Origin of the sequence: Celeribacter ethanolicus (genome assembly GCF_002407265.1) — a bacterium.
Lineage (GTDB): Bacteria > Pseudomonadota > Alphaproteobacteria > Rhodobacterales > Rhodobacteraceae > Celeribacter > Celeribacter ethanolicus.
Map to the genome: position 1 here is coordinate 3,564,308 of NZ_CP022196.1, position 12,687 is coordinate 3,576,994.

Here is a 12,687-nt window from a genome sequence, read left to right on the forward strand (position 1 = left end):
ACGCGTGAACGCGGGCCAATATATCTCCGGCGCGGGCCATATCGGCCTGATTGCCTATGTGCTGTTCGGGGGGCTGTTCCTGCATCCCGAGGAGCCCACGGACGTGTCCGTACAGGAGGTGGCGCTGATCTCCGAGAGCGAATACGCCGCCCTCGTGGCGCAGAGTACGGCGCCCGACACCTATGAGGTGGCCCCGGAGATGCGCGCGCCGGAAACGGAAAGCGCGCCGGAAGTGAGCCAGCCCGCAGAGACGAAGCCCTCGCCGAGTACACCGGAGACACCGCCGCCCACCGCGCCCGAGCCGAAGCCCGTCACGCCGGAGGCTGTGACGCCGCCGGTCGAGGTGCAGCCGACGCCGCCGAGTCCGCAGGCCGAACCGGAGATTTCGCTCGAGGATCCGGGTGCGGGCCTGCCCGACATTCCGGATCGCAAACCGACGCCACGCCCGGTGCCGCGCATCGCCGATCAGGTGGTGACCGCGCCCGAACCGCAGCCGGAAATTTCCGACGCGCCGGTCGAAGCCGCCAACGAGGAAAGCGAGAGTCCTGAGGTGGTTGAGGAGAAGGTTGAGGAAGCCGCGCCAGAGGAGACAACGACAGAGATCGTGACCGAGGCGGAGAAACCGTCGGGCATGTCGACCTCGCCGCGTCCGAAATCGCGCCCGGCCAATCTGGCGGCGCAGGCGGCAGCGGCGGAGAAAGCGCAGGAGACGCCGAAACCCGCCGTGCCCGCAGCCGAACCGAAGGCCGAGCCGAAGCAAGACAGTTCGGATGCCGTCGCCGAAGCCGCCGCTGCCGCCGCTGCGGCCCTGGCTGCCGAGAGCGTCGGAAGCCCTGCCGCTCCCGAACGCCCGGTCGGTCCGCCGCTGACCGCAGGCGAGCGCGAGGGCATGCGGGTGGCCGTGTCGCAATGCTGGAACGTCGGTGCGATGTCGACCGATGCGATGCGCACCGTGATCACGGTGGGTGTCGCGATGAATGAAGATGGCACGCCGCAAGCCGGTTCTATCAAACTCCTGTCCCACACGGGAGGCACGGAGGCGGGCGCGACAGCCGCTTTCGAGGTGGCCCGACGCGCGATTATCCGCTGTGGGGCGAAAGGATTCCCCTTGCCGGTGGAAAAATATGCCCATTGGCGCAATATCGAAATGACGTTCGATCCCGAACAGATGAGGTTTAAATGAAACGCCTGACTGCTTTTGGCTGTGCCGTTGCCGCAGCGCTCTCCTTCGCAGGAACCGCGCCCGCTTTCGCACAGGACCCGGGCCCGCTGAAACTCGACATCACGCGCGGGGTGATCGAACCCCTGCCGCTCGCCTTGCCGGATTTCGTGGCGGAGACGCCGCAGGCCGCCGACTACGCCCGGCAGATTTCCGAAGTGATCGCCGCCGATCTCGTGGGCACCGGGTTGTTCCGGGAAATCCCGTCCTCGGCCTATATCTCGCAGGTGACGAATTTCGGCGCTGCCGTGCAATATGCCGACTGGAAAGCGATCAACGCGCAGGGGCTGGTGACCGGGGCTGTGAGCATGGACAGCGCGGGCAACCTGTCGGTCAAGTTCCGGGTCTTCGACGTCTATGCCGAAGCGCCGCTGGGCTCTGGGTTGCAACTCGGCGGTTCGACCACGAGCTGGCGCCGGATCGCGCATAAGGTGGCCGATGTGGTCTATTCCCGGATCACCGGCGAGGGCGGTTATTTCGACAGCCGCGTGGTCTTCGTGTCGCAGACCGGGCCGAAGAACGACCGCAAGAAACGCCTGGGCGTGATGGATTACGATGGGGCGGGGCTTCAATACCTGACCGACGACCATTACATCGTCTTCGCACCGCGTTTTTCCCCCACGGGCGACCGGGTGCTCTACACCTCCTATGAAACCGGCACGCCGCAGATCATGATGCTCGACGTCGGCACGGTGACGCGCACGCGCCTGCCGGTTCCGGCCGAATCCGTGACCTTTGCGCCGCGGTTCTCGCCCGACGGACGCTCCATCGTCTATTCCATGTCCACGGGGTCGAACACCGATCTCTACCGTATGGACATCGCCTCGTCGCAGATCACCCGGCTGACCAACACGCCCGCCATCGAGACCGCGCCGAGTTTTTCGCCCGATGGTATGCAGATCGTGTTCGAATCCGACCGTTCCGGCACGCAGCAACTTTATATCATGCCCGCGGGCGGCGGTGAGGCGCGGCGGATCTCTTCGGGGATCGGGCGCTATGGCACGCCGGTGTGGTCTCCGCGCGGTGATCTCATTGCTTTCACGAAACAAAATCAGGGTCGGTTCCACATCGGCGTGATGCGCACCGACGGCTCTGAAGAGCGCCTGCTGACCGCGTCCTTCCTCGACGAAGGCCCGAGCTGGGCGCCCAATGGCCGGGTGATCATGTTCACCCGGGAAAGTCAGGGCACGGGCGGCGAAAGCGCGCTTTACACCGTCGACATTTCCGGGCGGAACCTGAAACGTGTGCCGACCACGGCGGGCGCTTCCGATCCGGCCTGGTCGCCGCTGTTGAAGTGAAATTTGCGTGTCGGATAAGTGTCGGCCTTGCGTCGGACTTTTGTCGGACCCCGTTCGACGGGGGCATGGCGCACCGATGTGTTGTCTGCGCCGCCCGGATGGGCAAAACATTTAAGTGAAATTCTGCACCCTCCCCAAGTCCAGGGGAGGCTGCTATAGTCCAAACCAGAGCAGTTCCGAGCCTCCCAAAGGATCATCCATGTCCCAGTTTCTGACCTCCAAAGCCTCCCGCGCGTTTCTTCTGGTCGCGGCCCTTGGCCTTTCCGCCTGTACCAACCCCGGCCGTTTCGGCAACAACGGCAGCTCTTCCGCCAATGGCGTCGGTGCCAATGGCCTGATGGACGGGTCGGTGTCCGATCCGACCTCGATCGCCTATTTCAACCAGACCGTGGGCGACCGCGTGCTTTTTGCCGTGGACCAATCTACGGTTTCGGATGAGGCGCGCACCATTCTGGCCGGTCAGGCCAACTGGCTGAACAGCAACCCGGGATACACCGCGATCATCGAAGGCCATGCTGACGAACAGGGCACCCGCGAATACAACTTTGCGCTTTCCGCCCGCCGCGCCGCCTCGGTTCAGGATTACCTGATCAGCCAGGGCGTGAACCCCTCGCGTCTGAAAACCATCCCCTACGGCAAGGAGCGCCCGCTCGCCGTCTGTTCGGATGAAAGCTGCTACAGCCAGAACCGTCGCGCGGTGACCGTGCTCGCCGCTGGCGCCGGCATGTAAGCGAAAAGGGAGAGTTTGCGATGAAAGCGACGATCTTTGGCGCGGTGCTGGCGCTGAGCTGCGTTGGCGGTGCTCTCTGGGCGCAGGATGCGCAGACGCTGGCGGATATTCGTCAGGAGGCGGCTGTGCTGTCCGTCGAGATCAACAAGCTCAAGCGCGAGCTCTCCACCACCGGCGCGCCGAACACGCAGTTCGCGGGTGCCGATACGCTTCAACGCGTCGACCTGATGGAGGCGTCTCTGGCCAATCTGACGGCGAAGCTCGAAGCGTTGGAGTTCCGCATCGACCGGGTGGTCAAGGACGGCACCAACCAGTTGGACGACCTGAATTTCCGGCTTTGCGAGCTGGAGAGCGGTTGCGATGTCGGCAACCTGCCGCCGCTGAGCCCTTTGGGCGGTGAAACCGCTGCGACCGGGGCCACAGATGTGATCGTTCCGGGACCGGGGGCGAATATGGATGACGGCAGCAATCTTGCCATGACCGAACAGAGCGATTTCGATGCCGCCAAGGCGCTTTATGACCAAGGCCAGTATCAGGCGTCTGCCGACGCTTTTGCCACCTTTGCCCAGACCTACACCGGCGGTTACCTGACCGCCGAAGCGCATTACATGCGGGGCGAGGCTCTGACGGCGGCGGGCGATACCGCCAATGCGGCGCGGGCCTATCTCGACAGTTTCTCCGGCAACCCGGAAGGCGAGCGCGCGCCCGATGCGCTTTTGAAACTGGCGGGCGCTTTGGGCAAGCTGGGCCAGACCGACAAGGCCTGTGTCATGTATAACGAGGTAGGTACGCGTTTCCCGGGATCAACCGCTGCGGCGCAGGCTCCGACGGAGGCGCGCGGCTTCGGCTGCCCGTAAGCACATGACCGGGGTGGAGACGAACCGGGCGATGTTGCGCCATTTCGTGGCCACCGCCTTTGCCTTCGAGAAACCCGATCATCTGGCCGTGGCCGTCTCCGGGGGCGGCGACAGCATGGCTTTGCTGCATCTGCTGAGTGAGTGGGCGCGCGAAGAGAAAGTGCGGCTTCAGGCGGTGACGGTGAACCACGGGCTGCGCCCGGAGGCCGCAGAGGAAGCGCGGTTCGTAGCCGAGGTGTCCGAGCGGCTTCGGATCAGGCACACGACATTGAACTGGGCCGGGAAGACGGCGGACGGCAATCTTCAGGACGCGGCGCGACGTGCGCGGTATCGGCTCATGGCGGACTGGGCCAAGGGGCAGGGGATTTCCACCATCGCGCTGGCGCATACCGCCGACGATCAGGCGGAGACGTTTTTCATGCGTCTGGCGCGGGCGTCGGGGATCGACGGGCTGACGGGGATGCAGCGACGGCGGGTGTCGGACGGCATCACCTGGGTGCGGCCGCTGTTGATGCAGGAACGGTTTGAGCTTCGGCAATATCTGCGGGAGCTGCGCGAGCCCTGGGTGGACGATCCGTCGAATGACGATGAGGCCTATGAGCGGGTGAAGGCGCGGCGCGCGATGGCGGAACTGACGAAGCTCGGAATTGATGCGCATGTGGTGGGGCGGGTGATGGATCACCTGTCACAGGTGCGTTCCGCTCTGGATTTTGCGACTCACGACCATGCGCTCGATTGCGTGACCGAAGATCGTGGCGATCTGATCCTCGACCGGCGACGGTTTGCCGAGGGCGCGCCGGAGGTGAACCGGCGTCTGGTGGAGGCGGCCCTGCGGTGGATTTCCTCGGCGGATTACGGCCCAAGGGGCATGAAATTACAGGAATTTCTCTCCGCGATGATGCGCGGGCGCGATGCGACGCTGCATGGCGTGCGGCTTTTGGGCGGGAAAGAGAGCTTTCGGCTCACGCGCGAACATGCGGCGGTGGCGGGGGCCGTGGCCTTGCCCGGCGCGCTTTGGGATGGGCGCTGGATTGTCGAAAGCGTTGAAAATCAAGACGGTATCGTGCGTGCGTTGGGGGAAGACGGCTTGTTGCAACTGGGCGAGCGGCCCGCGACTGCGCCGCCGCGTGAAAGCCTGATCGCGTCTCCGGCGCTGTTTGTGGGCAATACGCTGATCGCGGCCCCTCTGGCGGGTCACGGTCCGGCGACGGCGCGTCTCGTTCCGGCGAAGGGCGGTTTCCATACTGCGCTTTTATCGCATTGAACTTGGCCTCATGATCCCTATTTTATAGGGAACCCCGCGCGCGCGACCGGGTTCGGTCGGGCGTGAATGATCAATCAAGGAGATCCCCTTTGGGCAATGCACGCAATCTTGCCTTCTGGCTCGTGCTCTTGATGCTGGTTCTGGCCCTGTTTCAGGTGCTGGGCGGCAATCAGTCGAGCATGTCGTCGGAAGTCGTCCCCTATTCCGAATTCATGACGAAAGTGGATGACGGCACGGTCACCTCTGTCAAAGTCGACGGGGAGAAAGTCTATTTCACCGGTGCGGACAGCCGCCAGAAATATACGATCAACCCGGGCGATCAGAACCTCGTGAGCGAGCTTCTGGCCAAGGATGTGAACGTCGAAGGCAAGCCGCAGGAAGAAAGCGGCATCATGCCGTTCGTCATCTCCTTCTTGCCAATTTTCCTGATCATCGGCGTGTGGATCTATTTCATGAACCGGATGCAGGGCGGCGGCAAAGGCGGGGCGATGGGCTTTGGCAAATCGCGCGCGAAACTGTTGACCGAAAAACAAGGCCGCGTCACCTTTGACGATGTCGCGGGCATCGACGAGGCCAAGGAAGAGCTGGAAGAGATCGTCGAATTCCTGCGCAATCCGCAGAAATTCTCCGCGCTTGGCGGCAAGATCCCGAAAGGCGCTTTGCTCGTGGGCCCTCCGGGCACCGGTAAAACGCTTCTGGCGCGGGCCATTGCGGGGGAGGCGGGCGTGCCGTTCTTCACCATCTCCGGTTCCGACTTTGTCGAAATGTTCGTGGGTGTCGGTGCGTCGCGTGTTCGGGATATGTTCGAACAAGCCAAAAAGAATGCGCCCTGTATCGTGTTCATCGACGAGATCGACGCGGTCGGTCGTCACCGTGGTGCCGGTTATGGCGGCGGGAACGATGAGCGCGAGCAAACACTCAACCAGTTGCTCGTTGAGATGGATGGCTTTGAATCGAACGAAGGCGTGATCATCATTGCCGCGACCAACCGTCGTGACGTGCTCGATCCGGCACTGCTGCGTCCCGGTCGTTTCGACCGGCAGATCACTGTGCCGAACCCGGACATCAAAGGCCGCGAGAAAATCCTCAACGTCCATGCCCGCAAAGTGCCGCTTGGCCCGGATGTCGATCTGCGCATCATCGCGCGCGGCACGCCCGGCTTCTCCGGCGCGGATCTTGCCAACCTCGTGAACGAGGCTGCGCTCATGGCTGCCCGTGTCGGCCGTCGTCAGGTGACGATGGAAGATTTCGAGCAGGCCAAGGACAAGGTGATGATGGGCGCGGAACGCCGCTCCATGGTTCTGACCGACGAGCAAAAGGAAAAGACCGCCTATCACGAGGCCGGTCACGCCATCGTCGGGCTCAAGCTGCCGAAATGCGATCCGGTCTACAAGGCGACGATCATCCCGCGCGGTGGTGCGCTTGGGATGGTGATGAGCCTGCCGGAAATGGACAAGCTCCAGATGTTCAAGGACGAGGCCCGTCAACGCATCGCCATGACCATGGCTGGTAAGGCCGCCGAGATTTTCAAATACGGTGAAGAGGAAGTGTCCTCCGGCCCCGTTGGCGACATTCAGCAGGCCTCGCAACTCGCGCGTGCCATGGTGATGCGCTACGGCATGTCCGACAAGGTCGGGAACATCGACTATGCCGAGGCTGCCGAGGGCTATCAGGGCAACACCACGGGGCTCTCCGTGTCGGCCCATACCAAGGAGCTGATCGAGGAAGAGGTCAAACGCTTCATCGACGAAGGCTATGCCGAGGCGTATCGCATCATCTCGGAATACGAAGAGGAATGGGAACGACTGGCGCAGGGGCTTCTGGAATACGAAACCCTCACCGGTGAAGAGATCAAACGCGTGATCGCCGGTCTGCCGCCGCAGGCGGACGAGGACGAGGGCGGCTCCGGGGGATCCGGTGAGGCCTCGGTCACGGCGATCCCGAAGACCAAGAAAAAGCCCAAAGGCGATGGCGGCATGGAGCCTGAACCCATGGCCTGAGGCCCGAAAGCCTGTTAGACAGAGACCGCGTCCCTTTCCGGGGCGCGGTTTTTGCTTGAGGAGACCCGCATGAGCGACTGGAGCCCCACGAAATACGCGCAATATTACGATCTGCGCCTTCTGCCCGCCCGCGATCTTCTCGCCGCCGTGGGGGAGATTCCCGACGGGGCGATCATGGATCTCGGCTGTGGCTCGGGCGGTGTCGGCGGTCTTCTGGCGGACCGCTTTTCCGGCCATGCGCTATATGGTCTCGAGCAGTCGCAGGCGATGCGTGAGGCGGCAGAAGCCACGGGGGCCTATGCCGAAGTGCGGAGCGGCGATCTTGCCAGTCAGGACCTTGGCGCCGATCTGGCGCTGATCTTCACCAATGCGGCGCTGAACTGGGTGCCGGATCACCGCAGCGTTCTGCCGCATCTGATGCAGTTTCTCGCCCCCGGCGGCTGGTTTGCCATGCAGGTCCCGAGCCAGCACGATGCGCCGTCCCATGTGCTCGCGCGCGAAGTGGCGAACCGTCTCGATCCGGAGGCCTTCCCCGATGCGGACGCCAATTCCAACGTCCTGCCGCCACGCAGCTATGTCAGCATTCTGGAGCCCTTCGGCGAGGTGCGCGTCTGGATGACGGAATATATGCAGGAGATCAAAGCGCCCTTCGGCCATCCGGTGCGGCATTTCACCCAAGCCACCTATTTGCGCCCCTATCTCGAGCATTTCGGGGCGCAGGGGCGTTTGGATGCCTATCTCGACGCCTATGACACAGAGCTGAACGCTGCCTATCCGATCGACCGTCAGGGCCGGGCTTGGTTCCCGTTCAAGCGGCTCTTCGTGACGCTGCACAAGGCCTGAGCTTTCGCTGAGGGCGCGGGCATGATAAAGGCCCGCGAAAGGCCCACAAGGGATGACTATGATGCTGAAATCACCGAAAGAGATCGGTACGATGGCCGAGTTGCGCGGCCAGATCGACGAACTCGACCGCAGGCTCGTCGATCTTCTGTCTGTGCGTCAGGCGCATATCGACCGTGCAGCCGAGATCAAGCCGGGCGAGGGGCTTCCGGCGCGGATCGAAGCCCGGGTGCTCGATGTGCTCGACAAGGTGGAGGCTCGCGCTCGGCTGAGCGGGTTCGACCCGGTTCTGGCGCGCCAGATGTGGGCCTTGATGATCGAAGAGATGATTGCCCGTGAAGAGCGTGTGCTCGGGCGTGAGACGAAGGAGTAGGACATGACGGCAACCCTGATCGACGGCAAGGCGTTCGCAGCCTCCGTGCGCGAACGTGTTGCGACCCATGTGGCGCGGATCAAGGAAGCGCAGGGTGTGACCCCCGGCCTTGCCGTGGTCCTGGTTGGCGACGATCCCGCCTCCGAGGTCTATGTGCGCTCGAAGGGCAAGCAGACGGTCGAGGTCGGCATGCACTCTTACGAGCATAAACTGCCTGCGGACACGTCGGAGGCCGATCTTCTTGCACTGATCGAACAATTGAACAGCGACAAGGCGGTGCATGGCATCCTTGTGCAACTGCCGCTTCCGAAGCATCTGAACGAAAGCCTCGTGATCAACGCGATCGACCCGGCGAAGGATGTGGACGGGTTCCATATTTCCAACGTCGGGCTTCTGGGAACCGGGCAAAAGAGCATGGTGCCTTGCACGCCTCTGGGCTGCCTGATGATGCTGCGCGATCATCTGGGCGAGTTGTCGGGCAAGACTGCGGTGGTGATCGGCCGGTCGAACATTGTCGGCAAGCCGATGGCACAGCTTCTTTTGGGAGATAGCTGCACGGTGACCATCGCGCACTCGCGCACGAAAGACCTCGCCGAGGTGGTCAAACGCGCCGATATCGTCGTGGCCGCCGTGGGGCGTCCGAATTTCGTGCAGGGCGGCTGGATCAAACCGGGCGCGACCGTGATCGACGTGGGCATCAACCGCATCCCGGCGCCGGAAAAAGGCGAGGGCAAGACGCGGCTCGTGGGCGACGTGGATTTTGAGGCTGTGAAAGAAGTGGCCGGGGCGATCACACCGGTGCCGGGCGGGGTGGGGCCGATGACCATCGCCTGCCTTCTGGCCAACACGCTCACCGCCTGCTGCCGCAAACACGGGTTGGTCGAACCCGAGGGGCTGACCGCCTGAGCCATATTTTTCTTGGCATAAATACTCGAAACGCCTCGCCAAATGGCGAGGCGTTCTGCGTTCTGGAGCCCTTGTTCAGTGCGCGAATTCGCTTTCTTCGACGAACATGTTCGCCCAGGCCCGTTCCATCAGCTCCGGCGTCATCTGATAGGGGATGCCCTCGAAGTCGCAGATCGAAATGATCTGGTCGATCAGGAAGACCGGCTGATAGTTGGCGTAGACATTGTCGATGGTCGGGTATTTTTCCTTGAGCAGGTAGACCAGCGCCTCCTCGTTGAGTGGCATCTTTTTCTTGCGCGCGACCATGGCGAAGATTTTCAGGAACCCCGCCTGATCCGGCCCGTCGATCTTGATCTTGTAGAAAATCCGGCGAAGGGCGGCGGTGTCGAAGATCTTGTTCGGGTGGAAGTTGGTAGAGAAAATCACCAGCGTGTCGAACGGCACTTCGAATTTTTCACCGGACTGGAGCGCCAGAATATCCTTGCTCTCTTCGAGCGGAACGATCCAGCGGTTGACGAGCTTTTGTGGCGGTTCTTCCTGGCGGCCAAGGTCGTCGACGATGAAAATCCCGCCGGTGGATTTGAGCTGCAAAGGCGCCTGATAGGTCCGTGCGGTGGGGTTGTAGACCAGATCGAGCATGTCGAGCGACAGCTCACCGCCGGTCACAACAGAGGGCCGCTCACAGCGCACATAGCGCCGGTCGAAGCGATTGGAGGTTTTCCTGAGCGCATTGGGATCGTCCTCCGCATCTTCGCGTTTGACATGCATAAGGGGGTCGTAAACCGTGATGACCGACCCGTTGTATTCAATCGCGCGCGGCACATAAATCAGATCGCCAAGCGCATCGCGAATGCCGTTGGAAATCGAGGATTTCCCGTTCCCCGGCGGCCCATACATCAGAATCGAGCGTCCGGCGCCCACCGCAGGCCCAAGCTGATCGAGAAGGTTCGGCGGCAGGATCAGATGGCCCATCGCGCCCAGAAGCGCATCGCGTGTCACCTTCATGTTCCGCACGGACTGGCGTTTCACCTGCTCGGCATAAATCTCAAGCGGGATCGGCATCGCACCGTAATATTCCGACTGCGACAGCGCATCGAGCGCGCGCGCCTTGCCGGTATCGGAGAGGCGAAATCCCATCTCGGAGCCCGCGCCCGCATGCATCGTGCCGGTGGCCTCGACAAGCCCCTGTTCGCGGGCACGGTCAACCAGATCCTGCGTGATCGACACCGGCAGGCACAGCGCCATCGAGAGGCGCGAGACCTGTTCGAGATTGGTGCGGAACATGGTTTTCAACACGATGTCGCGCATCATCACCGGCGACAGGCCGGTCTCCTCGGCGCGCTTCGGTGCGACGGGTGCGATCACGTTCGGTGTCGGTTCCATCATGGTCATGGTGGCTGCCCTCTGTTGTGCCTGTTCGCAGGCTTGTGCTTTTGCCGACAGTCTACGGAGACCCGTACATAAAGCCAAGATTTTCGCGCGGATTTGCCCGCCCGGCTTTGCAATGCGGAGTGTTTGGCCATAACCTTTCGCAAAAATGAATAAGGCAGGGCAGATGGGGCGAATTTCTCCGATAAGATACATCGTATTTCTTGCGGTTCTGATCCTTGTTCTGGGCGGGGCAGGGCTTGCCAAAGGCGGGCTCTATCTCACGCAACACGAGGGCGACGCCACGCATATGGTGGATGTCCTGCTGCGTATGGGGCTCGGGCAGGTGCCGCATCTGGATTTCTCCACCCCCATCGGGATTTTCGCCTTTCTGCCGATCCGCTGGATGATGGATGCGGGGCTGGGCGTCGGGCAGGCCTTTGTCGCTGCGCAGGTTCTGATCGCCGTGCTGTTCGCACCGCTGGTTGCGCGTGTCGCGCTTTCACGGCTCACGGGGCTTGCGGCCTGGGGCTTTGGCGTGGTGGCGGTGGCGATGATCCTCGCTCTGGTGCATGGCGGGAATGTCACCGCGATCTCCGTGGCGATGTATTACAACCGCTGGGCCTGGGTCGCGTCCTTCATCGCGGTGCTTCTGGCGGTGCTGCCGGAACGGGACGGGGACAAAGCCCCGCTGATTGACGGCGTGATCGCAGGGCTGATGCTGGCGGTTCTGGCGCTGATCAAGCCGACTTATTTCGTGGGGTTCGTGCTGCCGGTGGCGTTTGGCTTCGTGCTGCGCGGGGCCTGGCGCAGTCTGTTCGCGGGACTGATGAGCGGTCTCGCCGTCGCTCTGGCGATGGTGGCGATTTACGGCACGGAGTTCTTTCCGGCCTATGTCGCCGATCTGCTGACGGTCACCCGTTCGGGGAACCGTGCGGCCCCCGGCGTGTCCTTCGTTGACGTGTTAAACGCGCCCCGGTTCCTGATCGGGACGCTCACGCTGATCCTGTCGATCATCGTGCTGCGACAGGCGGGGCGCGACCGTACGGGGCTGTTGCTTTTGCTGCTGGCGCCGGGCTTCGTCTATGTCACCTACCAGAATTTCGGCAACGATCCGCAATGGCTCATCCTCTTGTGCATCCTGCTTCTGGCGGAACGGCCTGAGCGCGGGCGGCGGGTTCTGTTCAACACCGATGCGCGCGGTGCCATTGCCGCGCTGGCGCTTGTGGCCTTCGCCCTCATCGCGCCCTCGTTGCAGAATATCGTCACCAGCCCTTTTCATAATCTCGTTGTGAAAACGGAAGGTTATGTGCCGCCTTTCGCGGACCGCACGGGTCTGGACGATCTGTTTGTTTCTGAGCGGCGGGCGTCGATGATGCTGACGCGTGAAAACCTTGCGGCGCGTCATCCGGAACTTGCCCCCTATGCCGGTGACGAGAAGGTGTTCGCGCCGCTCGAATTCCTCGGCGAGAGCATGCCGCATTGTGCGCTTCAGTTAGGAGATCTGGCCGTGCATCGCTATATGGCGGACCGGCTGAAGGAACCGCCGTTCAATTTTCCGGCGACAAGCCAGTTCTTTGTCGCCGATCTTGCCTCCGCGATCTGGATTTTCGGGGATTTTGCCCCGCTGAAAGGCGGTGCGCCATGGTATTATTCCGGCACGCCGGGGGTGGAGAACGCGGATGCCATCATCGTGCCGACCTGCCCGGTCGATCCGGGAGTGGCGCGCCGTGTGCTGGCCGGGCTGGAGAGTGCGGGGCTGACATTGAGCGCGCCGCTGCGCGATCCGATGATGCTGGTTTATCCGGTGGTGAAAGAATAAGGCCTGCGAC

At 62.6% G+C, this 12,687-nt stretch carries 11 protein-coding genes; 10 read left to right on the forward strand and 1 reads right to left on the reverse strand.

What is annotated here, in order from left to right; translation table 11 throughout:
- The first annotated feature begins 4 nt into the window (after positions 1-4).
- The 9 genes from CEW89_RS17485 to folD all read left to right on the forward strand — a co-directional run bounded on the left by CEW89_RS17485 (position 5) and on the right by folD (position 9,487).
- Complete coding sequence (locus CEW89_RS17485) at positions 5-1,183, forward strand: energy transducer TonB (RefSeq protein WP_096806765.1); 1,179 nt, start codon at positions 5-7, stop codon at positions 1,181-1,183.
- Positions 1,180-2,517: a Tol-Pal system beta propeller repeat protein TolB gene (tolB, locus tag CEW89_RS17490; protein WP_096806766.1), complete on the forward strand. Its 1,338-nt coding sequence runs from the start codon at positions 1,180-1,182 to the stop codon at positions 2,515-2,517. The genes CEW89_RS17485 and tolB overlap by 4 nt, the downstream gene beginning before the upstream one ends.
- Positions 2,518-2,716: 199 nt before the next feature.
- Positions 2,717-3,247, forward strand: a complete 531-nt coding sequence (gene pal / locus CEW89_RS17495; RefSeq protein ID WP_096806767.1) for a peptidoglycan-associated lipoprotein Pal — start codon at positions 2,717-2,719, stop codon at positions 3,245-3,247.
- A 20-nt stretch (positions 3,248-3,267) separates the two neighbouring features.
- On the forward strand, positions 3,268-4,104 hold the full coding sequence (gene ybgF / locus CEW89_RS17500) for a tol-pal system protein YbgF (protein ID WP_096806768.1): 837 nt from the start codon (positions 3,268-3,270) through the stop codon (positions 4,102-4,104).
- A gap of 4 nt (positions 4,105-4,108) precedes the next feature.
- On the forward strand, positions 4,109-5,368 hold the full coding sequence (gene tilS / locus CEW89_RS17505) for a tRNA lysidine(34) synthetase TilS (RefSeq protein ID WP_096806769.1): 1,260 nt from the start codon (positions 4,109-4,111) through the stop codon (positions 5,366-5,368).
- Positions 5,369-5,457: 89 nt separating this feature from the next.
- Positions 5,458-7,368, forward strand: coding sequence for an ATP-dependent zinc metalloprotease FtsH (ftsH, locus tag CEW89_RS17510; RefSeq protein ID WP_096806770.1), 1,911 nt, complete (start codon positions 5,458-5,460; stop codon positions 7,366-7,368).
- Positions 7,369-7,437: 69 nt separating this feature from the next.
- The gene (locus CEW89_RS17515; RefSeq protein WP_096806771.1) at positions 7,438-8,211 is read left to right on the forward strand and encodes a methyltransferase; all 774 of its coding nucleotides are present in this window, start codon (positions 7,438-7,440) and stop codon (positions 8,209-8,211) included.
- A 58-nt stretch (positions 8,212-8,269) separates the two neighbouring features.
- Positions 8,270-8,581: a chorismate mutase gene (locus CEW89_RS17520; protein ID WP_096806772.1), complete on the forward strand. Its 312-nt coding sequence runs from the start codon at positions 8,270-8,272 to the stop codon at positions 8,579-8,581.
- A 3-nt stretch (positions 8,582-8,584) separates the two neighbouring features.
- Complete coding sequence (gene folD, locus CEW89_RS17525) at positions 8,585-9,487, forward strand: bifunctional methylenetetrahydrofolate dehydrogenase/methenyltetrahydrofolate cyclohydrolase FolD (RefSeq protein ID WP_096806773.1); 903 nt, start codon at positions 8,585-8,587, stop codon at positions 9,485-9,487.
- Between the two features lie 75 nt (positions 9,488-9,562).
- Here folD and CEW89_RS17530 read toward each other — a convergent pair whose 3' ends face one another.
- Entirely contained in the window at positions 9,563-10,879 is a 1,317-nt protein-coding gene (locus CEW89_RS17530; protein ID WP_425321012.1) for a P-loop NTPase family protein, read from the reverse strand.
- 163 nt (positions 10,880-11,042) lie between these two features.
- Here CEW89_RS17530 and CEW89_RS17535 point away from each other — a divergent pair, with 163 nt between their 5' ends.
- The gene (locus tag CEW89_RS17535; RefSeq protein ID WP_096806774.1) at positions 11,043-12,677 is read left to right on the forward strand and encodes a hypothetical protein; all 1,635 of its coding nucleotides are present in this window, start codon (positions 11,043-11,045) and stop codon (positions 12,675-12,677) included.
- Positions 12,678-12,687 lie beyond the last annotated feature (10 nt).